This is a genomic window from Bacillus sp. F9_6S_D1_P_5 (assembly GCF_054823925.1).
The window spans coordinates 100390-123333 of sequence record NZ_JBTREW010000003.1; the positions used below are offsets into that span (position 1 = coordinate 100390).

Consider the following 22944-nt stretch of genomic DNA (forward strand, 5'->3'; position numbering starts at 1 on the left):
GATTATTAATTTTTATTTTGTTGGTGGATCAAATTTCACACCTACATCTTTTGATCCGCCTTCACTTCTTACAAGCTGTATAATTTTATTCGCTTCTTTTTGTGAATGTTTTGCTGCTTTCACAGTTACTCTAATGTCAGTTCCATCTGCTCTTACAAGAGCATCTTTATATCCACCTTGAGATTTAATTACTGTCTCAAGTAGTTCTTGCTTCGTTTCCATTGTCGTAATGGCATCAAAATTTTCTTTCGCTTTATTCTTTTCTGTTGCTGAAGCTTTTGTTGAACTCATCACTTCTTGTAATTTTGCTTTTTGTTCACTTCGCTGATCTTCCATTTGCATACGTAGCGCTGTGAAATTTTCATCACTTGATTGAACTGTTACGTTAGCATCTTTTTTACTTGTTTCTTTGTTTGATGTTTCCTTGTTTGCATTCTCTTTTTTGTCTGTTTCTTTGTTTGTTTCTTTATTTGATGTTTCCTTATTTGTAGGCATTTCTTTCGGTGCTTCATTTGTTACCGCTTTATCAGTACCTTGTTTTTCTTGTCCAATCTTTTCACCTGTTGCTGGTGATGCTGTATTCATTTTGTCAGGAGTTGTTACGTAATAAACAGATAGTACAACAACTAAACTTAACATCGTTAATAACCAAACCGTTTGTTTTTTTAACACTTTATTTCCTCCCTATCAATTTTTCGGTGATACTGAAACGCGATGAGCTGGTACATCTAGCAGCCGTATGACTGCTTCTTTTACCATCGCTTTAACTTGTATATTATCCACTCCTTTTGCTACGACAAGGACACCTCGTACTTTCGGTTTCTCTGTTCGTAAAACAACGGGAGTTTCTTTATCCCCTTCACGTATAATGACTGTCTTTTCATCAAGAGACTCATCTTCCACTTCTCTTTTACCACCTGTTTTATCTGTTTCACCTGTTGTTTGTGAACGTTTCACTGTATTTTTCTCTAATATTTTTTCTTCTGATGAATCTAAATTCACTTTAATCGTTACATCTTTTACTCCTGCTATTTCTTCTAAAGCTGCTTTTAATTCTTGTTCATACGCTTTTTCATACTTTTCTACATTTGACATACTATCGTTATTTTTTTGTCCGAAAGTTGATACATCTTTTTCTTGATTTTGAGTTTTTTGTTCTTTAAATACAGGTACTTCTTCTTTTTTACTTGATAATAAACTACTAGAAAACATAAGCAAAATTCCAAGTATGAGTAGGACAAGTAAAAACTTAGGTGTCACCTTTTTTCCCTTCTCATTGCTTTCTTTTTCATCCCCATTCAATAAGTTTCGAAAAAATGAGAACTTCGAATTTTTATCTTTATTGTCCATTTACTCTACCTGTCCTCCCTTCCATTTGAACTTGGATTTGTTTATTCTCTAGTTGCCACCTGCTTGAAAAGAAATCTTTCATTTCTACATTCGCTTCCTCTACTTTTTTCGGTGGTTCCTTCGTGTTAATTTCAACTGGTTTTACTGTTTCGATTGCATCATTTTTACTACGTTCTTTTTCTTTCAACGTCACAACAACAGATTGAATATCTTTCGCTGACTTTACTTCGGCTGTACTTTCCGCTGCGACTATTTGTATTTCAGAGACTGTCATACCATATTGTTTCTCAAACTCTTTTCCTACTTCTTTTTTCATTTTGGTAGCCATCTCTTCTAAACTATATGCACGTGTTAGAGCTTGTATTTCTTTTTTCTTCGAATCTATTGAATTTTTTACAGATCCTTCTGCTACGTACTTCTCTTCATTAAAATTTGCGATTACTTCATTTACATCTGTTTGCAATAGTTTAAATAGGGGCGTTAAGATTAAAACTACTAATAATAGACTTACAACAAATTTAACGTACTTTTGCAAATTAGAATTTGGAAGAATAAGATGAAGCATTGTCGCTAAGAGTAAAAAAACGATAATATTTCGAATCCACTCTGTAACAAATTGCATACCCTTCACCTCCTACCGCATCATAAGTGTAATATTCCCCGCAGCAATAATAATTGTGATACTTAAAAAGAACATAAACGATACGATAGCTAAGCAAGCAAATACATAAATGATGCTCCGGCCAATGATATCTAAACATTGAATAATTGCTCCGCTGCCAACTGGTTGCAATACTGCTGCTGCGAACTTATAAATAAATGCGATACAAAAAATTTGAATCGCTGGAAAAGCGACAATTAAGCATAGAATGACGAGCCCGATAATTCCGACTGTATTTTTTAATAATCCCGATGCACTAATAACAGTATCCGCTGCCTCAGTAAACATTCTTCCTACTACGGGAATGAAGTTCCCTGTTACAAATTTAGCTGTTTTCACAGCGATTCCATCAGCAACAGCTGTCGCTGTTCCTTGTACAGATAATACCCCTAAAAAAATCGTTAAAAAGATACCTATAATCCCAACGCTAACGTTTTGCAGAAGCTTGGACAATTTCGTAACTTTATATTGATCGCTCATCGTACTTACAATACTTAATATCGTTGCAAGTAATAAAAGTGGTAGAACGATATAATTCATCAAAAGCCCACTCGTATTCATTAAGAAGATGATAATCGGATGAAAAAACGATACAGATACAACACCGCCCCCTGTCGCTATGAGTGCAAGCAAGATTGGCAATAACGCTAATATAAAATCTACCATTGTTTGTATTGTTTCTCTTGCATATGTCATGACGACATAAAAGCTGTTTAAAGCGAAAATAATCAGTACCATATATACAACTGCATCGGCAATTTTGCTTACACTACTCTTTGAAAATGCAGATTGCAGTGATTGCAACAATGCACTAAAAATTGTGAGCATAATAAGCGTTCCAAGTAGCTTCCCATTTGCAACAAGTTCATGAAATAAATATTTTAATAAACCGAGCATCCACTCTTTTATAGAAATTTCTTTTTCTCCCTTTACAAACTCCATAAAACTACCTTTTTGACTCTCTGGTAAGTAACCTCCATATTTTGTAACAAGCCCGTCCCAAAATTGCTTCACATCTTCAATTCCGAGCTTATCCAATTGTTGATCAACGACGTTTGTTTCTACAGGAGAAGCTTGTACAACAACTGGTAAAGAAAAGAAAAGGAAGCAAGCAAATAGCAGCTTAGCTCCAAAGCCCCTCAACATTCACTCCCCCTTATCCCGTCGGTAAAAATCCGAGAATAGTTTCAATTACAACTGTCAAAATAGGAATCGCCATAACGAGAATTAAAATCTTTCCAGCTAATTCAATTTTCGAAGCAATTGCACCTTGTCCGGCATCCTTTGTAATTTGCGCTCCAAACTCAGCAATATAAGCAATCCCAATAATTTTTAGCAACGTTTCTACATATACGTTGCTAACTTTCGCTTCACTCGCTACTCTCTCAATCATTTGTAAAATAGCGTGAATTTGATCAATTAAAATAAGAAACATCACGCTACCTACGAACACAATAAATAATGACGTAATGCTAGATTTATGCTGATTCAATACAGCTGCTAAAAACGTAGCAACGAGGCCTAATCCGACAATTTGTATAATTTCGATGCGAACCGCCCCCTTTACTGGAAGAGAAAGACACTTTTAATCTTGTCGAATAACGTATTAATTAAAAATGCAACGTGAAATAAAATAACGACAAAACCGACGAGGATAACCCAATTTGCAATATCCTCACGCTTTAATTCTTTTAGTACGGTATGAATGAAAGCTAAAACAATGCCGATTCCGGCGATTTGAAATATTAATCCAACATCAATGGACATCGCCTTTCTCCCTCCTATAGCAGTAAAATTACGATAAGTAGCCCTGCTAGTACCCCTAAGCTCTTAATCATTTTTTCATATTGTAGTTGTAATGCTTTCGCTTCTTCTTCTTCTCTCTCTAAATGTGTAATACATAAGCGAATATGTTTTTGTTGTGACTCACGATCATGTTGTCCGAGCGTTTCACCAAATTGCTGCAAAATCTCATACTCAGTTTGTTGAAATGCTGTTAGCTTCCAATTTTCTTTCAAACTATCTATCCAAGCTTCTCTTACTGTTTGTTCTCCGCTTTCTAGCCTTCTGGCAAAACTTTGAAATATCCAATTTAACGGCTTCGGCATTTGTTTCACTAATCGCTCAGCAGCTTCAGACAAAGGTGTATGCCCATACATAATTTCTGCCTCTAATGATTGAAGCGCCGCTTTTAATAATCTAAGTTGCCTCGGTCTCTCACTATACCTTTTAGCGTATGAAAACCCGAAAAAGGTGCTGACCGCAACGATTAACACTGCACCAAAGATTTTCACCATACGCCCTCAGCCTTTCTATGAGGTAATACCGATTTTCCATTCTTATCTTTCACTTGCATAACTGTTCCTGGCCCTCTTGCTTTTGATAGCTCCACAAACCTATCAAATATGCCGAGCTCCAGCACCGCCTTTAGTGATGGACGTTTCACAACATCATCATAAGAAAATCCATGTGCACTTATAAAAAGCTGAACCCCTGCATGCACCGCTTCCATAATTGCTTCACTATCTTCTTTACGTCCGATTTCATCTACGATCAAAATATCTGGACTCATAGAACGGATCATCATCATCATTCCTTCAGCTTTTGGACATGCGTCTAACACATCTACTCTTGTGCCAAAGTCATATTGCGGAATGCCTTTCACACAGCCAGCAATCTCTGACCGCTCATCAACAATCCCCACTTTACAAGAAGGAATTTTCGAATCACTTACACCTTGACTCATGCATCGTGCTACGTCTCTTAAAAGAGTTGTTTTCCCCGTTTGCGGCGGGCCAATTACCATCGTGTTTAACCATCGTGATTTATATAAATACGGCAAAAGTGGTTCTGCAATTCCGATTTTTTGACGAGCAATACGAATATTAAAGGAAGAGACATCTCGAATCATTTTCACTGCGCTTTTTTCTGTAATGACTTTTCCTGCTAAGCCGATTCTATGCCCACCTCGAAGTGTTACATACCCACGCTTTAATTCTTCTTCCATCGTATAAATTGAGAATTGACTTAACTTATTCAATAAGTAAATCGCATCCTCTGCTGTAACGACATAATCATAAAAAAACACTTCACCATGAGCAATACACTCTAGCGGTCTTCCAATTCGAACACGGATTTCCTCTAGAGCATCGTACTGCTTACAACTTTCCACTAACTGCTTCATCGTTTTCGGTAAAACTTCTAATACTTCTTTCATCAGCTTCGCCCCACTATACTCGACTTACTTATTTCAACAACGCGATAAAAATGCAGCCAATTCCAAGCGCTAGAAAAAAGAGTTTCAAGAAAGAAATCTCACTTGCCACACTCGCTATACCTATTGTCATTGTTAAAATTAATACGGTCGGTCCAACAAACGCCAACATACCATTTATAAACAATGCTTTCTTCGCATCATTCACATAGAGCATAAGCAAAGCGGCGAATATTTCCGCGCTACCTGAAAACAACCGAAGTAATCCCATTACAAGCACAGATGTTTCCATTGCCGCTAGCCACTGTTTCATTCTCCCACCTTCTCCCATAACGGTTACTAGTGCGTATACTAAAAAAGAATATATTTGTACAACCATATGCAGAGGTTGTCTATTTCAGAATTAAAAACATAATTTTTCTCTATCTCCTCCTTTAAATCTTAATATTCACATTATTTTATGGATCATTATGGTATATTTTATAAAAATGGGAAGTGTAGATGATGCAGCATGAGGGACAGAACTAAATTCATCTCGCGTACTATTTTATCGCGCCATTTTTAAAATTAGCTATATGTGCAAAATGAGGGGGAAAATATGAAGATATTAAAAATTACTTTAACTGTCGTAGTAGAATTAGCTCATATTTATCTTTTTTCATTATTGGTCGGTTGGTCATTTATGGAGACCTTTTTCCTTGGTAGTTTAGCGATATTCGGTGCAATTTGGCTCATTGCTTTAAATATAAATCGAAACGCCAATATTGATCACACTATATATAAAACAGGTACGGTAAAACCTTTTCAAATAACATGGGGTCCTTGCACAACAGGTACTGCTAGTCTTACAGCTTTCAGTTTTATAATAACCACTATTTATTATCTGCCCTATTTTCTATAAAAAAAGCACTCGTGATAATCACGAGTGCTTTTCTACTATGCACGAGAAACGTATTTACCTTCACCAGTGTTGATGATAAGCATTTCGCCTTCGTTAATGAAGATTGGTACTTGTACAACAAGACCAGTTTCTAATGTAGCTGGTTTTGTTACGTTAGAAGCAGTATCACCTTTAATACCTGGCTCTGTTTCTGTAACTTGTAATTCAACTGTGTTTGGAAGTTCAACACCAAGTACTTCGCCTTGGTAAGTCATAATAGATACTTCCATGTTTTCTTTTAGGAATTTAAGCTCGCGCTCGATTTGGTTTTCACCAAGTTCGATTTGTTCGTAAGTTCCGTTATCCATAAATACGTGAGCCTCACCGCTTGCGTATAAGTATTGCATACGACGGTTTTCGATGTGTGCTTTTTCTACTTTCTCACCTGCACGGAATGTTTTCTCTTGAACAGAACCTGTGCGAAGGTTACGTAGTTTAGAACGAACGAATGCAGCACCTTTACCTGGCTTTACGTGTTGGAAATCAAGTACTTGCCAAAGGCTATTATCCACTGAAATTGTTAAACCTGTACGAAAATCGTTTACTGAAATCATGTAAAAAAATCCTCCTGTGTATTACAAAATAATAAGTTCTTTTGGTGATTTCGTAATTACTTCATTACCTTCACTTGTTACAATGATATCATCTTCAATACGTACGCCGCCAATACCTGGAATATAAATACCTGGTTCTACTGTTACAGCCATACCTGGTTCAAGAACTGTATCAGAACGGAACGCTAAACCTGGTGCTTCATGGATTTCAAGACCGATTCCATGACCAGTAGAGTGTCCGAAGTATTCACCGTATCCTTTTTCCGTTATGTAATCGCGCGTTAACGCATCCGCTTCACGGCCTGTTAAACCAGCTTTAATACCGTTCACACCACGTAATTGCGCTTCTAAAACGATATTATAAATTTCTTTCAATTTATCAGATGGTTCACCAACTGCGATCGTACGAGTAATATCAGAGCAATACCCTTTGTAATAAGCGCCGAAGTCTAATGTAACGAAATCTCCTGTTTCTATCACTTTTTCAGATGCCACGCCGTGCGGTAATGCCGAACGAAGACCTGAAGCAACGATAATATCAAACGAAGAAGATGTTGCTCCTTGTTTTCTCATGAAAAATTCAAGTTCATTTGACACTTCAATTTCAGATACTCCCGGGCGAATGAATGATAGAATATGTTCAAAGGCAGCATCTGCAATCTGTGCAGCTTCCTTTAATATCTTAATCTCTGAATCAGTCTTTATCAAGCGTAACTTTTCTACAAGCCCAGAAGTTGGGATAAATTCAGCATCGATCGCTTCTTTATGAGCTGAATAAGAACTATATGTAAGAGTATCTTGCTCAAAGCCAAGCTTTTGAATTCCTAGTTCCTTCACTTGCTTTGCAACTTCATCGATAATTAATCCTGCATGCTGTACAATCTCATATCCAACAGCTTGTTTAGTAGCCTGCTCTACGTAACGGAAGTCTGTAATAAATTGAGCACGATTTTTCGAAATCAGTACAACACCAGCTGTTCCTGTAAAGTTAGCCATATATCTACGACTATGTTCATTTGTTAACAAAATACCATCAATATCAGCCTCATCAAATGCACTTCTTAATCTTTCGATTTTCTCCATTACTTTATGCCTCCCTCAATTTCTCCATTAATGCAAATAACGCTAACTTATAGCCATAAAAACCAAATCCAACAATTTGTCCCGCACAAACAGCTGCTGTCACAGATTCGTGACGGAACGACTCACGCTGGTGAATGTTAGAAATATGTACTTCAATAACAGGAATCGAAATGCTCGCAATTGCATCTCGAATCGCATAGCTATAATGCGTAAATGCTCCCGGATTTAAAATGATCCCTTCATATATATCTTCCGCCTCATGAATACAATCGATAATTGCACCTTCATGATTCGATTGGAAACATTCTAACTCCACTCCCATTGTTTCTGCTTCTTGCTTCATATCTGCTTCAAGTGTCGCTAGCGTGCCCTTTCCATATACATTTACCTCCCTGACACCGAGGCGATTTAGGTTAGGACCGTTTACGAGGAGTACCTTTTTCATATGCTTAAAACTCCTTAATATTAAATGTCTATACAACATTTTAACATAGGAGTTACTTATTTGAATAGTTTGTCTTCTCTTCCCCTTCTCGCTCGGCCTTATTGGTATTTACTGCGTAAGAAACAGAGTATGCTATAAATACACCATACAATATAAAAATGCATATCGTCGTCACAAGTGTTTCTTTTGGTAAATGAAGTGCACTTTTAATAGCAGGCGCTATTAACCCCATTCCGAAAAATAATAACGCCCACCAAAATAGACCATAAATCATCCCTGGAAGAATTCCTTCAAACTTTGCCAAAAACGCTTTATATAAAAAGGCAATTAAAATTGAAAGTAGTCCCATACAAACAATTCCTGACACATTGCCCCATACCCCTTCTTTCCAGCTTCCAAAGGCAAATGGTAAAAGTAAATAGTTCGGTCCCGCTTCAGTAAATGAAAATATATGAAGGAAATACCATATTCCCCCCCAAAAGATTCCACCAAATAAACCAATTTGCACAAAATTCCTTGTTCCTAATTGTTCTTGACTCACATCGACACCTCCGCTCAATAGTATGCCCGAAACTATTTTGAACCATGTTTAAATACTGCGAAATTTGTCTATAAAAAGAATAAGAAATGTCCGACTCTCGTAACATTTTTCCTTGTCATATACTTGTATTTGTCGATAAAATAAAGGAAACTCGGTGATTGTCTTATTTCAAAATGACAGAACCCAGTATGACAATTGCCTCTTTTTCTACATAAGAGAGAAACAAATACAGGTTGGTGTTAACATGGCAGAAGAGTCAAAACAAATATATGGCGGGCAAGCAGTCATAGAAGGAGTTATGTTTGGCGGTAGAGAATATACTGTTACAGCGGTTCGTCGTAAAGATAAATCGATTGAATTTTATCGATTACCACGCGTTCGTAATAAAGCATTATCTATCCTAAAAAAAATTCCATTTTTACGAGGGATTGCCGCTATTGTGGATGCAAGTGCGAACGGAGCAAAACATTTAAACTTTGCTTCAGAACGATTTGATGTCCACCCAGAGGAAGACGAACAAATTGCAAATAAAAAAGAAGAACAATCGAAATTAACGATGGTATTAGGAGTTGCAGCAGTTGGTGTTTTATCTTTCATATTCGGTAAAGTCATTTTCACAGCAGTTCCTGCACTACTAGCTGAATTAACGAGACCGATTTTTCCCTCTCATACAGGGCAAATCATTGTCGAAAGTGTCATTAAGCTCATGCTATTATTGAGCTATATATACTTTATTTCTTTAACCCCACTTATTAAGCGGGTATTTCAGTACCATGGTGCGGAGCATAAAGTAATTAATGCCTATGAGAATAATCTTCCGATGACTGTAGAAAATGTTCAAAAACAAACTCGCCTTCATTATCGTTGTGGCAGTAGCTTTATTATATTTACAGTCATTATTGGAATGTTTGTTTACTTCCTTGTCCCTACAGATCCACTTTGGGCCAGAGTCGTAAACCGAATTTTATTAATTCCAGTCGTTCTCGGCATTTCTTTTGAAGTGTTACAATTTACGAATCGATTACGCGACATTCCAGTATTACGCATACTTGGATATCCCGGATTATGGCTGCAACTATTAACAACGAAAGAACCAACAGATGATCAAGTGGAAGTAGCCATTGCATCGTTTGAAGAATTATTACGTTTAGAAAACAAACAATAATTATTTAAAAATGGTGTTCAACTCCTTTCCTCATCGTTAATATACTATTTTTAATATATGTTTTTAGGAGGTGTTCCTTATGAACGGTCGTTCGTTTACTTTCGCTATATTTGTGCTTATTATCGGATTAGCAATATTCGGCCTTGTTTCATCTGTCATTACAGATCCAATGGGAGTGTTAAGAAATATTGGTATCATGTTGGCTGTCGTTGGTATCTTTTATTTACTCTACAAAATGTTTACAAACTCTAGTGGTTCTGCAAATTCGCAAAGCTCTTATAAGCGTGCTGCAAAACAATCGAACCGCAAACATGGGAAACAAAATGTAGCACCCCTAAGCAATTCTTTCTTTAAATCAAACGCTTCTAATGACAAAGGGAAAAAAAGCACTCCTTCCACTTTGAAGCGTAAAAGAAAACAATCTCATTTAACTGTCATTGAAGGTAAAAAAACAAAAAAGAAAGACCGTGCTTCCTTTTAGGAAATACGGTCTTTTTTTATACTTTGAAGCACTTCTTTCAAACTTTTATCTTTCATGCTTTCAATTCGAAGGTGATGATTTTCAAAGGGTAAATTCCGTGTTACATCATTCGGTACAACAACGCACTTTAACCCTGCCGCAATTGCTGCTTTCAATCCGTTTAATGAATCTTCAAATACAACAGCTTCAGACGAATCAATCCCTAAATCTTCTATCGCAATTCGATAAAGTGCTGGATCTGGTTTTACCTTTTCAACATCTTCTCTCGTTTTAATGACTTCAAAATAATCTCGAATTTGTAGCTCTTCCAAAAAAGAAACAACCCATTCTCTAGATGAACTGGAAGCTAATGCGATTTTCAATCCCATTTCTTTCGCTTCCTCTAAATATTCTTTTACACCGTCACGAGCTTCTGTTATTTTCATTTTCTCTTTATGTAAATTTTTCACTTTTTCTTTTAATACATGCTTGTTAAACTTCTCTTTTAATTGCTCATTTAAATATGCATATAGTACATCATCTGTCGTTCCAATACATTTTGCAAATTCCTCTAAAGGTAACTCCCCGCCATACTCACGAACGACTTCTCTGAAAGAGTGAAACCATATTGTTTCTGTGTCCACAATTAATCCATCAAAATCAAAAATAATTGCTTTCATAATTCTCCCATCCTTTTCGGTTGAAATAAAAAAGGAAACGACATACGTTCCCCTTAATTACTTTTCTCTTCATTTGCTTTTTGAACGCCACGAAGTGTTTCCACTCGAACCTCATCTTGTTCAAAGTATTGTACTAAATCACCAATGCGGTCAATTGCTTCCCAGCTCAAATGATGTTCAATTCCTTCTACATCATTGTAAATTTTACTTTCATCCAAACCGATAATACGCATAAATTGCTCTAGCAAGTCATGACGGTATACGAGACGTTCTCCAATTTTTTTACCTTTTGATGTTAATACAAGCCCTCTATATTTTTCATAAATTAGATATTCATCTTTGTCTAATTTTTGCACCATTTTTGTTACAGAGGATGGATGTACACTAAGCGCTTCAGCAATATCAGATACGCGGGCATAACCCTTTTCATCAATCAACAAATAAATTTGTTCAATATAATCTTCCATACTAGGGGTAGGCATCGGTTTCCTCCATCCAATTTCATTTTGCTCATTCCGTACGAAGCAATCAATAAAATGATACACCAGAAAGAATAACGTGACAAGTTGAAAACAAGCCTAAATATATAAAACAAAAAAGAATCTGTATTTGTATACAGACTCTTCTTAAGTAAAATATTGTATTTCTGCATCAGGAAAAAACTCATGTATATAACCTCTTATTGTTTCTTCTAATACTTCCGCTTCATCTTTTTTATAAACGTATTTTCCGATTCCGTATCGTCCCCATTTATATTTACGCTTCTCTTCATCCATTTCAAGTTTCGTATTCGGATAACGCTCTTGAATGACCTTTTTTGCCGGTTTTGTAAAACGATGTTGAATTAATTCAAATGTTAAATTTGGTATCGACAAATCTTTTAGTGCATTGTACAGTCGCTCAAATAGTTCACGGTATCCTTCTTCCCACCCTTCATGCATATAAAGCGGCGCAACTATAAACCCAAGTGGATAACCCGCGCCTGCTACTTTACGTGCCGCCTCAATACGCTCTTCAAACGGTGATGTCCCTGGCTCAAAATTTTTAATCACATACCGTGAATTAATACTAAACCGGAAACGAGTTTTCCCGTTATGTTTTGCATCTAACAAATGATCAACGTGCGAATATTTCGTAACGAAACGTAAACGCCCGTATTCACTTTCTCCAATAAACTCTATCGCCCTCTTTAATGCATGTGTTAAATGATCAATTCCAACGATATCTGATGTACAAGCCGCTTCAAATCTTGTTATTTCAGGTGCTCTTTCATCCATATATTGCTTTGCCTTCTCAAATATTTCATCGAGATTAACATACACGCGAACGTAAGGCTTACTCCCAAGTGTCGTTTGCAAATAGCAATAATGGCAATGCCCCATACACCCTGTTGCGAGCGGGATTGCATATTCAGCTGACGGTTTTGACGTATCAAACTTTAATGTCTTCCTCACCCCAACGACAAGCGTTGCTTTTGCATTACGATACTTTTGCAAATCATTTTCACCTGGCAAATTTCTAATTTGATTATGAGATGTCGTTTCACGAATTTCTAATCCCATCTTCGTAAACTTCTCATACAACTCTTTTCCAAGCGGATATTCAAGTGCCTTCGGTTCAAAGTACACGATTTTTGGCATAAATGGTTTCATACACTTCCCTCCTCTCGTTAGTATGAGAAACGTTGAAAAATTAACACGCATTAAAGTTTTCCACTTCAGTAACTTGCGTTGCAAGTTACTGAATGTTATAATTTGGATAACAGCTACCTTGCAACGCAAGTTACCTGAGTAAAAGGTGGTGAAATCATGCACAGCCAAATGTTAAAAGGCGTGCTCGAAGGTTGCATCCTATACATCATTTCACAAGAAGAAGTGTACGGATATGAACTGAGTACAAAATTAAATAAACACGGATTTACATTTGTAAGCGAAGGAAGCATATATCCGTTATTATTACGTATGCAAAAAGAAAAATTGATTGAAGGAACATTAAAAGCATCCTCACTCGGTCCAAAGCGAAAATATTATCACGTAACCGATAAAGGATTAGAACAGCTTGAAGAATTTAAGCAAAGCTGGGGAATGGTTTCAACTACGGTGAACAATTTATTACAAGGGGAGTGATAGGGATGAAGGCGAAAGATTTAATCGAACTAAATAACGAAAAGCGTAAATTATTAACCACAGAAAATGAAATCACCTATAGTGACATGTTAATATACATCCGCTTAGCTAAAGTGCCAGAATACCAAGCGGAAGAACTGCTAATCGAAATTCTCGATCACCTTATTGAAGCCCAGCAAGAAGAAAAAAGTGCTTATGATATTTTTGGCGACGACTTACAGGCATACTGTGACGAACTAATTGCTGCCCTACCGAAACAAAGTTTATGGGAACAATTATCGATTCCTTTATTTATAACTAGTTACCTGTTAGCAATATATTTTGCTGTTTCTTCCGTAATTGCATTGGTATTTTCCTTATTTTCAAATGAACCACGTTTTAAATTTGTACACATTGATTTCATTTATCTGCTTGCATTTATCTTGTCCGTACATCTTATGATACGTTTTGTTTTCGATTTTATAAACACTGATTTATTTAAAAATAAAACAACTATTTGGAGGCATATTGGAGGATTTTTCATACGCCATAGCCTATGGATACTATTAATCGGTATTTCCTTTTTATTTATTAAACAGCCCTATACTACATTACAAATCTCACCTTGGATCGGTGCTTTATTGGCTATCTCTTGCTATGCACTATACAAAATCTTCTTCAAAAAAGAATATTTAGACTTTAAAAAGGAGTAACGATACGATGACCGAAAAAGAAATGGTTAAGTTAAACAATGAAAAAAGAAAGTTATTAACACCTGAAAACGAAGCTGCTTATGGTGATATGCTTATTTATTTACGCTTTACTAGCGTTCCACAAAAGCAAATGGAGGAATTACTTTTAGAAATATTGGATCATCTTTTAGAAGCACAAGAAGACGGTAAAAATGCACATGATATTTTCGGAGAAGATTTAAAAACTTACTGCGATGAATTGATTGGCTCTTCAGAACATCAAAATACTTTGCAACAAACTGCCGTTATTGGATTTGCAGTTAGTTTATTATTAGCTATCCAAATTGGATACGATACATTCACTACTCTTATGCAAAAACTATTTTCAGATGCAAACGCTTCGGGAATTCCATTTAGTATTCCTGGAACAATATTATCTGCTATTGTTTTAGCAATTGGTGCTTTTATAACTTTTTCGTTATTTAGGCGTTTTTCTTTTACAATAATGGTTTCCTGGAAACAAAAAGCACTCCTCTTATTATCTGTATTCATACCTTTTGTTTTATCAGTTTTTTCAAACGTATTTTTTAAAACACAACCATTCTTATTTTATAATTTGTCTATTTGGCAAGGTGCCCTTGTTTCACTTTCTTTTTATATTTTGTACAAATTTTTATATAAAACATCTAAATTTTAACAGCCCTTCAAAAGGCTGTTTTTCTTCTGTCTAATTTTACAAATTGAAAAATTTCATAAAGAAAATAAGAAAAATGCAAAATAATTAAAGTTAATTGTTGACGTGATGCTTTTATTATCGGTATCATAAATCTTCGTGAGCAATTATTTTTCGTTATACGATTTTTTTATTATTACTGAATTTTTGAGAGGAGAAATTAGATGTCAGTTAAGAAGAAAACGCAAGTACGCACCGGCAAAATGGTACGTGAACTAATGTTAGCAGACGAAGATGTAAATGCTTCGCTAATTATGGTATATAGTGAAAACGGTGTAAACGCAGAAATTAAAATCGAGGGCTTAACGCCGAAATGTAACGAAGAATTATTTTTGAGCGGAAACGTGGATTGGAACAAGAGTGTTATTTATAAAATTGTTGATTTCACTGGGAACGCTGAAGTTGGTAAAGTTACATTAACAGCGATGAACAAAAACAATGTTTCTCTAGAAGTTGAACGCGTTATGTGGAGCAAAGAGAATAAAGAAGCTGCTGAGCAAGAAGAAACTGTTGTAGAAGCTACTCCGAAAAAAGAAGTAGTTGTAGAAGTTCCAAAAGCAGTTACACCGGCTCCAAAACCTGTTACGCGAGTAGAAACACCTGCAGCACCTAAACCTACTCCGGTACCAACACCGAAGCCAGTAAGTGTAGAAGCTGCTGTGGAATTATCTACTCCAGCACCTGTGAAAAAAGCAGTACCAACTCCAGTTACAAAGCAAGAGACAGCACCGGTTGCGCCTGCAAAACCGAAGCAATCTGCTTTGACTGAAACAAATACAAAACTACAAGAAAATTATGTGAAACTCGTGAAAAAGACAATTGAGGTTTGTCAAGATTACGAGCTTGGCATCGACATAGATGATTCTATTGAAGGATTAAAACAAGAATTACAAAGCCAAGGTATTAGCGTTACATTTGACAAAGAAATTATGGACGTTGTAAATCGCCTTCGTTCTTTACAAGATAAAGGAATCAAAGTAGAAAAAGTACTTAATTTACTATAAAAAAATAAGAGGTGGCAATTGCCACCTCTTATTTTTTATAATTCCATTCTTTACTTTCATACTTCTCTTTTGCTAATGTTTGTACTTCATGTAATTGTTCTTCTGTTAATTCATACGGAACAAGCTCTACATCTAATCCTTTTTCAAACCCAACCTCAAACGCTTTAATTAACTGATCGATTGTAAACGTACGGTCTGTTAATTCATTAATTGCTACCGCTTTAGAAGAGAACATACTCTTCATACGTTCTTTTACACGTTCATTCGGGAATAAAAACAGATCATATAACTCATCTAAATCTATTTCTAACGGAATCGACCCGTGCTGTAAAATCACACCTTTTTGGCGTGTTTGAGCACTACCTGCGATTTTTCTTCCTTCTACTACGATTTCATACCAAGATGGTGCATCAAAACATACGCCTGAGCGTGGATTTTTTAAATTTTCACGATCTGCTTCTGTTTTTGGAACTGCATAATACGCTTCTAACCCTAATGCTTTAAAACCGTCTAGTAAACCTTGCGAAATAACACGATACGCTTCTGTAACTGTTTTTGGCATATTTGGATGATCTTCAGACACAATAACACTGTACGTTAATTCTTTATCATGTAGTACACCCCTGCCGCCTGTTTGACGACGAACGAATCCATATTTCTTTTCGTTAACTACATCCATATTAATATCTTTTTCAACACGCTGGAAATACCCGACTGTTAATGTTGGTACTTCCCATTCGTAAAAACGAATAGTTGGTGGCATTTTCTTTTCACTTTGCCAATTTAATAAACATTCATCTAACGCCATATTAAATGCCGGTGAACATTGACCAGAGTTAATATAACACCATTTTTCTTTTCCCATCCTGCACCTCATATAACCAATTATTTTTCACATTCTCTAGTCTACCAAATTCGACAAAATTTGTGAAAGAATACGAAATTTCTTCTTATATACAAATGAATCTGTTGCATAAATACATACGGGCATTATAATATTGAAAGTAGGATAAGAAAAAAGGGAGCGATAGAATCGTGTCAACAACTTGGATTATTTTATTAGCCGTAATCGTAGCGTTCATCGGTTACACTGTATGGATGTATTTCTATCAGAAAAAATTAATTAAAACACTTTCAGAAGAAGAGTTTCGCGCTGGCTACCGTAAAGCACAGCTTATCGATATTCGCGAAGCAGACGAATATACTGCAGGGCATATTTTAGGCGCACGTAACATTCCGTTATCACAAATTCGCCTTCGTCATAAAGAACTTCGTAAAGATCAACCAGTTTACTTATACTGCCAAAGCGGATTCCGTACTGGTCGTGCGGCTCAATACTTAAAGAAACAAGGCTACAAAGATTTCTACCAATTACAAGGTGGATTCAAAACGTGGACTGGAAAAATTAAAAAGAAATAATAACATACAAAAACTAGCTGAATGATTCAGCTAGTTTTTTCATTCCATATTATTCGCAATGTATAATAAATTTTTCTTAATCACATCTTGATCATTCTCTTGTACATTACGATACAAGAGCTGATATTCAAGTCCTTTCTCTTTCCATATAAGCGTAGCAAATTCATCTCCTTGCCCAGAGTCATCCTTATTTTTAAAATAAGCGAATGCTCCATTATTCAATTTCATTTGTTCTTGAAATCGCTTCTCTTCCACGATATCTGGAAAACTATAAGGAAAGTTTGCAACATTTAACTCAATATACTCATTTCTCCCCGGCTCCCGCTGTTTATATTTAATCATTAAGACAGCGTTCTTTTTTTCAATCGTTCTGACTTCTCCCTTTACATCACTCGTAGTGTCATACGGTAAAAACGCCGGAACTTTAAATTTCACTGGAAAATATTTTGGAAGCTCCTTCAGCGGAATTGGATCCGTAACACGATCCATAGTTCCTCCTGTTGTTCCCACAAAGTGTTTTTCTTCTTGCATCGTTTGCTGAAACGAACACGAACTAAGCACGAAACTAGAAAACACGAAACAAATGATTCTTTTTTTCAATTTGTTTCCGCCCTTTCATACCGCTCTCTTAACGAACGAAGCGTTTATATGCTCTTCATATTCGCTTCGCTACCAAACTCCACCTTTGAAAACTTTCCACGTTATTCTCACACATTTTGACAAAACTTCTTTTACAGACGCAAAAAAGACCTCTATCATTCTCACGCCCAAATAAAAAGGTTACGCGAATAAAAAGAAGCCTTATTAATACCATAGTTTGTGAAAAGCTTTTCAGGTCAAGATTTTTTCATTCTTATTATTTTCCCTTTATAATAAGTGGAAGAGGTGATACATATGGCCAATATAAAACAAATTGCAAAAACTGCTGGTGTATCCATATCAACTGTTTCCCGCGTTCTTAATAATCACCCTTACGTAAAAGAAGAAAAGCGTAAGCGTGTTCTAGATGCTGTTGAAGAATTGAACTACGCAAAAAATATAAATGCTATTCACTTAATAAAGGGAAAAACATATACGATCGGCGTTATGCTCCCTTTCATTAACCTTCCATACTTCAGTACCATTATTGAAGGAATCGGAAACGAAGCGTTAGCAGCTGGCTATCACATTAATTTATGTCAAACAAATTACGATAGTATTGAAGAAATTCGTGTTCTTGAAATGATGAAAATGAAACAATTCGACGGGATGATTATTTGCTCTCGAACGAGTTCATGGGAACAAATTGAACCTTTCGCAAAATTTGCTCCTATTATTTCATGCGAAAAAATGAACCACCCCCTCATTTCATCTGTCTACGTAGATCATTATGAAGGCTTCCGTCTCGGCACCGCCTATTTACTTAGTAAAGGCCATGAAAAAATCGGGATTTGTTTAGCAAGAAAAACAAGTGTAAATTCTGTAGAACGTGAAAAAGCGTTTGCTGATACACTTCGTAATGAAAGCAAAACGTTACATCCCGAATGGATTTTTCATCAATGCTATACAATGCAGGACGGTGCACAAATACTCCATCGTATTTTAAACATGAAAAATCGTCCAACCGCTATTTTTACAGCGAACGATCAAGTTGCAGCTGGTTTATTAACAGAGGCGCGAAAACATGGCATTCGCGTTCCTGAAGACCTTGCTATCCTTGGATTTGATAATCATGAAATTTCAAAGGCGTTAGAAATTTCCACAATTGAACATCCTGGTCTCGCAATGGGCTCACATGCTTTTTCTTTATTCCATAAGCAGATCCAGAGTGAGCAAATTGTCGGGAACGCAAAAGAGCTTTCATTCCATTTAATTGAGCGAGATACTGTCTAAAAAGAGCGTTACCTATAGCGCTCTTTTTTCAGCCCTTCACCTATTGACTTTATATTTTCCATCTCATATAATAAACCTAACGAACGGTAGGTAGGGGATGAAAATGACAGCAAACCGCATTAAAGCTGTAGCACTTTCTCATTTCGCACGCTACGGCTACGAAGGAACTTCATTAGCAAATATTGCTCAAGAAGTTGGGATTAAAAAGCCATCGATTTACGCACACTTTAAAGGAAAAGAAGAGCTATATTTTATATGCTTAGAATCCGCTCTTCAAAAAGATTTGCAAAGCTTCACTGACGATATCGAAAAATTTTCAAATTCGTCTACTGAAGAATTGCTCTTACAGTTACTAAAGGGCTATGCAAAACGATTTGGTGAAAGTGAAGAATCAATGTTTTGGTTACGAACTTCTTATTTTCCGCCCGATGCATTTCGCGAACAAATTATCGAAAAAGCAAATGCACACATTGAAAACGTTGGAAAACTTTTATTCCCTATATTTAAACAGGCAAACGAGAAAAGTGAACTGCATAACATTGAAGTAAAAGCCGCTCTAGAAGCTTTCCTATGCTTACTAGACGGACTTATGGTTGAGCTACTATTCGCAGGTTTAAATCGCTTTGAGACTCGTTTAAACGCCTCTTGGCAAGTATTTTGGCGAGGCCTTTCAAACTGACGGATTGCTCCTTTGCAATGCGTCGTTTTTAAGCCCTTTACCTAACGACTGGTAGGAAGGAGAAGTGACATATGGCTTGGATTTATGTAATCATAGCTGGTATTATTGAAATCTTTTGGGTGATTGGACTAAAAAAAGCGGAGGCACCACTTGAATGGGCTGGTGTTGCATTATTAATTACAATTAGTTTCGTTTTATTATTTAGAGCTTATAAAGATTTACCTGTCGGCACTGTATACGCCGTCTTTACAGGAATTGGAGCTGGTGGGATCGTTCTTACAGAAATTTTCATCTTCGGAGAACCTTTCTCTATTGTAAAAGTTTTATTAATCGGCTTAATCTTCTTCGGCGTAATTGGTTTAAAACGAGTAACAGAAGAAAAAGAAACGAAGGAGGCCGCATAAAATGGCTTGGGTATTTTTAATTCTAGCTGGTATTTGTGAAATTATTGGTGTACTCTTTATGAAAGTAGCCACTGAAAAGAAAGGCTGGGCACCAAAAGTTATTTTAATCGCTAACTTCGGCGTAAGCTTCTTCTTCTTATCTCTTGCGATGAACACATTACCGATGGGAACTGCTTACGCGATTTGGACTGGAATCGGAACTGCCGGAAGTGCACTTCTAGGTATTCTTATTTTCCGTGAATCAGCGGATTGGCGTCGTCTTGCCTTCTTAAGCTGCATTCTATGCGGCGCTGTTGGCTTAAAACTATTAAGCTAACGTGAGGTGAATGTCATGTGGAAAGAAAAAGGAAAACAAATGCTAGCATGGATTACACTCGGGATCGTCATTCTACTGCAAATCAGTTTTCATATAATAGAATGGTTGTTTCATAGAGTCGTATCCATTCTTACATTTCTTCCTAACATGACACTTGAAATTGCATCTATTGTTTGGTCCATTATTGCCTCCATTGCAATCGTCATTATATGGAGTATCGCCAAACTATGGAATAAATTATTTAAAAAGGACAGTACTTCTGAAAAAGAGTAACTGTCCTTTTTTATAATCATTCAGACTTTCTGTAGAAGTTTGATGTGATAAGACAAAGAAGACCAACGATGACAACACTTATACCAACCCCTTTATGCAAATTAGGAAATGGTGATGGTATATCTGAGTAAAAATTTGCTAATATGAGACCAATTGAAAATAAAAATATCCCTATTCTATATAACCATTTTCTTTTGTTCATCATTCTCCCCCTAACATTTTTCATACACTCCTTTCTTTTGGACATACTACCTAAAAAAGGAGTGAATAATATGCAAAATTCTATACATAAGCAGATCCTATTTTTATTTTTCCTCTTTCTCATTCTCGTTATCGTTTTCAGCTTTATATTACATACTCCAAAAGATGTTGTACCGAATAACCTCTCTGTTTATAAACTCTTACTTTCATATTGTCGTTATTGAAGAAGGTGCCTTACATAAGGCACCTTTTAAAATTCTCTCTTCCCATACAATTTCACTGAAACGAAGATAGATACTATGAACATGCATATTGAACTAACGAATAACATGCTGTTATATAATTGAATTTGTTCCATGCTGATTTCAAAGAACATGGTACCAATTGCTGTCGGTGCTATTAGTATGAAAAGCGTAATAAAAGAAGCTTTTTTATACCCAAACCAAAACAATATCGGTAATACAATGCTTAAATATATAAAAACAAAGCCAGAAATCGTAATTACTGTTGTCGTTATAAATTCAAAAGTTCCATCTTCAAATCGATTGATTACTACAGGACTAGACACTATCATACTTATAATAAAAATAATAAGTGCCATTATGTATTTAGCTAACACAATTTGCTTTTTCGCTAGCGGTAAACTATTTACTATTACTTCACTATTATATTTTTTATCGTCATTGAATGTTTTTAAAATTGCTATTACTGGAATTATAGCTGACATAATTATGTAAAAACTTTTAATATCTATTAATGTCATATACAAGAGAAGAGGATAGATTAAGTGCCATATTAAATACTTCCATTGCATGATAAAGTCTTTTATTATAAGTTGCTTCACAATCGCTCCCTCCTTATAAATCACGCTCATTGTACAAATGAATTGAGATAAACATAGACATAACATATAAAAGAAGCAATCCTGCTATAAAACAACTATTTACAACAAGACTCGTGTTCCAAACATTCTCTACATCTAACCATACGTTACTTACAATCAGTCCACTTAAATACCCAAATGCAATTCCGATGAAGGGAGCAATTTGTTTTGCACTGCTATATCCTACTGAAAATTCAATTGGGAGTACAATTATGCTATAAACCAATCCTCCCGTTATTCCGCCAAGAATCTCTCCCCATAACATAAACGCAGTTGTATTTTCATTTTGCAACTGGATTAAACTAATCACAAGTGAGAAAAAAACACCTAAAGTAACTAAAATACTTATAAATATGTATTTTGCTATGACAATTTCCTTACGCTGAAACGGTAAACTATTTATTACCATTTCACTTTTATTCCTATCCTCATAAATCATCGACAGCATCATGCCAAGAACAGGTATAAACATAATAAATGTCATCAAAAAACTATCACTACGAAAATCAACAATAGCAAGGAAGAACAAACATATTAAATACACAAAACTTAACTTTCTTTGCAACATCATATCTTTTAAGACTAATTGCTTGATCATGTTTTACCCTCCTAATATGAAAATGCCCCTTCTATAACTCTGCCTCCTGAAACATTTTCATTGAGAGCAACATTGATATGACTATACTTACTAACACTCCGATACCAAGAACACTCATTGATAATGTAGCATCTTCAGAGTGAAGTACTTTTAACATGATTATTTCATCACCAAAAATATTGCACATAAAGCCAATCATACCCATTAAAGGAAAAATCATAATCACATTCAAGACAGTAATAGCTTTATATCCTCCAATGTAATTAGTAGGTATCGTTACTACACAATAAATCAAAGTTGCTACTATTGCTGAAAATATCGCATATCCAGGAATAACTATATCTCTGTCTAATAAAACATTTCCTAATATTATGACTATAAAAGTTATACTCAAACCAGCTATAATAAATAATGAGCTTGAAATATATTTAGCTATAACTATCTCTTTTCTCGTTATAGGCAAACTCACTAATACTTTTTCTGTTTTACTTTTCTCCTCATGATAAAAAGAAATATAAATAATTGTACTACATGTTATAAATAATCCTATTGCAATCCCCATTGGTTGAACGGAATCCCTAAAAATAGATAACATAGGGATTAAAAAATAGAAAGGAAATATCTTCTTCTGTAAGAAAAACTCCTTCAAAATCAACTGTTGCATATGAATTC

The 22944-nt window shown here is 35.7% G+C and carries 35 protein-coding genes; 13 read left to right on the forward strand and 22 right to left on the reverse strand.

What is annotated here, in order from left to right:
* Positions 1-12: 12 nt before the first annotated feature.
* From ACUXEY_RS05190 to ACUXEY_RS05230, 9 genes are read right to left on the reverse strand one after another with little or no spacing between them, the layout of a single operon-like run.
* The gene (locus ACUXEY_RS05190; protein WP_461300227.1) at positions 13-672 is read right to left on the reverse strand and encodes a SpoIIIAH-like family protein; all 660 of its coding nucleotides are present in this window, start codon (positions 670-672) and stop codon (positions 13-15) included.
* A gap of 15 nt (positions 673-687) precedes the next feature.
* A complete protein-coding gene (gene spoIIIAG / locus ACUXEY_RS05195; protein WP_461300228.1) occupies positions 688-1350 on the reverse strand; it encodes a stage III sporulation protein AG in 663 nt (220 codons plus the stop codon).
* Positions 1340-1972 carry a stage III sporulation protein AF gene (spoIIIAF, locus tag ACUXEY_RS05200; protein ID WP_048531074.1) on the reverse strand — a complete coding sequence of 211 codons (633 nt, stop codon included), beginning with the start codon at positions 1970-1972 and terminating at the stop codon, positions 1340-1342. Before spoIIIAF ends, spoIIIAG begins: the two co-directional genes overlap by 11 nt.
* A 12-nt stretch (positions 1973-1984) precedes the next feature.
* The gene (spoIIIAE, locus tag ACUXEY_RS05205; RefSeq protein WP_000943696.1) at positions 1985-3157 is read right to left on the reverse strand and encodes a stage III sporulation protein AE; all 1173 of its coding nucleotides are present in this window, start codon (positions 3155-3157) and stop codon (positions 1985-1987) included.
* A 10-nt stretch (positions 3158-3167) separates the two neighbouring features.
* Entirely contained in the window at positions 3168-3551 is a 384-nt protein-coding gene (gene spoIIIAD, locus ACUXEY_RS05210; protein WP_079245909.1) for a stage III sporulation protein AD, read from the reverse strand.
* A 23-nt stretch (positions 3552-3574) separates the two neighbouring features.
* Positions 3575-3778, reverse strand: a complete 204-nt coding sequence (gene spoIIIAC / locus ACUXEY_RS05215) for a stage III sporulation protein AC (RefSeq protein WP_000020914.1) — start codon at positions 3776-3778, stop codon at positions 3575-3577.
* 14 nt (positions 3779-3792) lie between these two features.
* Positions 3793-4308, reverse strand: a complete 516-nt coding sequence (gene spoIIIAB / locus ACUXEY_RS05220) for a stage III sporulation protein SpoIIIAB (RefSeq protein WP_016086319.1) — start codon at positions 4306-4308, stop codon at positions 3793-3795.
* A complete protein-coding gene (spoIIIAA, locus tag ACUXEY_RS05225) occupies positions 4302-5228 on the reverse strand; it encodes a stage III sporulation protein AA (RefSeq protein WP_048531080.1) in 927 nt (308 codons plus the stop codon). Before spoIIIAA ends, spoIIIAB begins: the two co-directional genes overlap by 7 nt.
* Before the next feature lie 28 nt (positions 5229-5256).
* On the reverse strand, positions 5257-5538 hold the full coding sequence (locus tag ACUXEY_RS05230; protein ID WP_000816054.1) for a YqhV family protein: 282 nt from the start codon (positions 5536-5538) through the stop codon (positions 5257-5259).
* A gap of 285 nt (positions 5539-5823) precedes the next feature.
* On the opposite strand from ACUXEY_RS05230, the gene ACUXEY_RS05235 reads away from it, so the two are divergent.
* Positions 5824-6126, forward strand: a complete 303-nt coding sequence (locus ACUXEY_RS05235; protein WP_461300229.1) for a hypothetical protein — start codon at positions 5824-5826, stop codon at positions 6124-6126.
* 35 nt (positions 6127-6161) lie between these two features.
* On the opposite strand, the gene efp is transcribed toward ACUXEY_RS05235, so the two are convergent.
* From efp to ACUXEY_RS05255, 4 genes are read right to left on the reverse strand one after another with little or no spacing between them, the layout of a single operon-like run.
* Positions 6162-6719, reverse strand: coding sequence for an elongation factor P (efp, locus tag ACUXEY_RS05240; RefSeq protein WP_029439892.1), 558 nt, complete (start codon positions 6717-6719; stop codon positions 6162-6164).
* Positions 6720-6740: 21 nt separating this feature from the next.
* A complete protein-coding gene (pepQ, locus tag ACUXEY_RS05245) occupies positions 6741-7802 on the reverse strand; it encodes a Xaa-Pro dipeptidase (protein ID WP_438878323.1) in 1062 nt (353 codons plus the stop codon).
* Positions 7803-7806: 4 nt separating this feature from the next.
* Entirely contained in the window at positions 7807-8247 is a 441-nt protein-coding gene (aroQ, locus tag ACUXEY_RS05250; RefSeq protein WP_166701838.1) for a type II 3-dehydroquinate dehydratase, read from the reverse strand.
* A gap of 52 nt (positions 8248-8299) precedes the next feature.
* The gene (locus ACUXEY_RS05255) at positions 8300-8788 is read right to left on the reverse strand and encodes a YqhR family membrane protein (RefSeq protein ID WP_461300230.1); all 489 of its coding nucleotides are present in this window, start codon (positions 8786-8788) and stop codon (positions 8300-8302) included.
* Between the two features lie 244 nt (positions 8789-9032).
* Between ACUXEY_RS05255 and ACUXEY_RS05260 the strand changes: the two genes are divergently transcribed.
* Both ACUXEY_RS05260 and ACUXEY_RS05265 read left to right on the forward strand, forming a co-directional pair.
* On the forward strand, positions 9033-9953 hold the full coding sequence (locus ACUXEY_RS05260) for a DUF1385 domain-containing protein (protein WP_087956918.1): 921 nt from the start codon (positions 9033-9035) through the stop codon (positions 9951-9953).
* A gap of 79 nt (positions 9954-10032) precedes the next feature.
* Entirely contained in the window at positions 10033-10434 is a 402-nt protein-coding gene (locus ACUXEY_RS05265) for an SA1362 family protein (RefSeq protein ID WP_078420398.1), read from the forward strand.
* Here the strand turns inward: ACUXEY_RS05265 and ACUXEY_RS05270 are convergent.
* The 3 genes from ACUXEY_RS05270 to splB form a co-directional block, all read right to left on the reverse strand.
* Entirely contained in the window at positions 10431-11093 is a 663-nt protein-coding gene (locus tag ACUXEY_RS05270) for an HAD family hydrolase (RefSeq protein WP_166701836.1), read from the reverse strand. The genes ACUXEY_RS05265 and ACUXEY_RS05270 overlap by 4 nt on opposite strands.
* Positions 11094-11146: 53 nt before the next feature.
* Positions 11147-11575, reverse strand: a complete 429-nt coding sequence (mntR, locus tag ACUXEY_RS05275; RefSeq protein WP_001143071.1) for a transcriptional regulator MntR — start codon at positions 11573-11575, stop codon at positions 11147-11149.
* Between the two features lie 144 nt (positions 11576-11719).
* A complete protein-coding gene (splB, locus tag ACUXEY_RS05280; RefSeq protein WP_461300231.1) occupies positions 11720-12745 on the reverse strand; it encodes a spore photoproduct lyase in 1026 nt (341 codons plus the stop codon).
* Between the two features lie 156 nt (positions 12746-12901).
* Here splB and ACUXEY_RS05285 point away from each other — a divergent pair, with 156 nt between their 5' ends.
* The 4 genes from ACUXEY_RS05285 (at position 12902) to ACUXEY_RS05300 (ending at position 15627) form a co-directional block, all read left to right on the forward strand.
* Complete coding sequence (locus tag ACUXEY_RS05285) at positions 12902-13219, forward strand: PadR family transcriptional regulator (protein WP_000556083.1); 318 nt, start codon at positions 12902-12904, stop codon at positions 13217-13219.
* A 5-nt stretch (positions 13220-13224) separates the two neighbouring features.
* The gene (locus ACUXEY_RS05290; protein WP_429600020.1) at positions 13225-13911 is read left to right on the forward strand and encodes a DUF1129 family protein; all 687 of its coding nucleotides are present in this window, start codon (positions 13225-13227) and stop codon (positions 13909-13911) included.
* 7 nt (positions 13912-13918) lie between these two features.
* Positions 13919-14587, forward strand: a complete 669-nt coding sequence (locus ACUXEY_RS05295) for a DUF1048 domain-containing protein (protein ID WP_461300232.1) — start codon at positions 13919-13921, stop codon at positions 14585-14587.
* Between the two features lie 200 nt (positions 14588-14787).
* The gene (locus tag ACUXEY_RS05300; protein WP_429600026.1) at positions 14788-15627 is read left to right on the forward strand and encodes a hypothetical protein; all 840 of its coding nucleotides are present in this window, start codon (positions 14788-14790) and stop codon (positions 15625-15627) included.
* Between the two features lie 28 nt (positions 15628-15655).
* Here ACUXEY_RS05300 and ACUXEY_RS05305 read toward each other — a convergent pair whose 3' ends face one another.
* Positions 15656-16492, reverse strand: a complete 837-nt coding sequence (locus ACUXEY_RS05305) for a lipoate--protein ligase family protein (RefSeq protein WP_060488295.1) — start codon at positions 16490-16492, stop codon at positions 15656-15658.
* A gap of 170 nt (positions 16493-16662) precedes the next feature.
* Between ACUXEY_RS05305 and ACUXEY_RS05310 the strand changes: the two genes are divergently transcribed.
* Entirely contained in the window at positions 16663-17046 is a 384-nt protein-coding gene (locus ACUXEY_RS05310) for a rhodanese-like domain-containing protein (RefSeq protein ID WP_048531103.1), read from the forward strand.
* 39 nt (positions 17047-17085) lie between these two features.
* On the opposite strand, the gene ACUXEY_RS05315 is transcribed toward ACUXEY_RS05310, so the two are convergent.
* Entirely contained in the window at positions 17086-17622 is a 537-nt protein-coding gene (locus ACUXEY_RS05315; RefSeq protein ID WP_429600097.1) for a DNA polymerase III subunit delta, read from the reverse strand.
* A gap of 318 nt (positions 17623-17940) precedes the next feature.
* Between ACUXEY_RS05315 and ACUXEY_RS05320 the strand changes: the two genes are divergently transcribed.
* From ACUXEY_RS05320 to ACUXEY_RS05340, 5 genes are all read left to right on the forward strand, one after another.
* On the forward strand, positions 17941-18918 hold the full coding sequence (locus ACUXEY_RS05320; RefSeq protein ID WP_461300233.1) for a LacI family DNA-binding transcriptional regulator: 978 nt from the start codon (positions 17941-17943) through the stop codon (positions 18916-18918).
* A 97-nt stretch (positions 18919-19015) separates the two neighbouring features.
* A complete protein-coding gene (locus ACUXEY_RS05325; protein WP_166701831.1) occupies positions 19016-19597 on the forward strand; it encodes a TetR/AcrR family transcriptional regulator in 582 nt (193 codons plus the stop codon).
* Between the two features lie 71 nt (positions 19598-19668).
* On the forward strand, positions 19669-20001 hold the full coding sequence (locus ACUXEY_RS05330; protein WP_000312340.1) for a DMT family transporter: 333 nt from the start codon (positions 19669-19671) through the stop codon (positions 19999-20001).
* Position 20002: 1 nt separating this feature from the next.
* Positions 20003-20317 carry a DMT family transporter gene (locus ACUXEY_RS05335; protein WP_000312623.1) on the forward strand — a complete coding sequence of 105 codons (315 nt, stop codon included), beginning with the start codon at positions 20003-20005 and terminating at the stop codon, positions 20315-20317.
* Positions 20318-20332: 15 nt separating this feature from the next.
* Complete coding sequence (locus ACUXEY_RS05340) at positions 20333-20590, forward strand: DUF3975 family protein (RefSeq protein WP_166701830.1); 258 nt, start codon at positions 20333-20335, stop codon at positions 20588-20590.
* 16 nt (positions 20591-20606) lie between these two features.
* Here ACUXEY_RS05340 and ACUXEY_RS05345 read toward each other — a convergent pair whose 3' ends face one another.
* From ACUXEY_RS05345 to ACUXEY_RS05360, 4 genes are all read right to left on the reverse strand, one after another.
* On the reverse strand, positions 20607-20795 hold the full coding sequence (locus ACUXEY_RS05345) for a hypothetical protein (protein WP_208326572.1): 189 nt from the start codon (positions 20793-20795) through the stop codon (positions 20607-20609).
* Between the two features lie 246 nt (positions 20796-21041).
* The gene (locus ACUXEY_RS05350) at positions 21042-21635 is read right to left on the reverse strand and encodes an ABC-2 transporter permease (protein ID WP_429600039.1); all 594 of its coding nucleotides are present in this window, start codon (positions 21633-21635) and stop codon (positions 21042-21044) included.
* Between the two features lie 13 nt (positions 21636-21648).
* Positions 21649-22272 carry an ABC-2 transporter permease gene (locus ACUXEY_RS05355; RefSeq protein WP_327958423.1) on the reverse strand — a complete coding sequence of 208 codons (624 nt, stop codon included), beginning with the start codon at positions 22270-22272 and terminating at the stop codon, positions 21649-21651.
* 31 nt (positions 22273-22303) lie between these two features.
* Positions 22304-22936 (reverse strand): ABC-2 transporter permease, encoded by a 633-nt coding sequence (locus ACUXEY_RS05360; protein ID WP_461300234.1) that lies wholly within the window; start codon positions 22934-22936, stop codon positions 22304-22306.
* Positions 22937-22944: the final 8 nt, after the last annotated feature.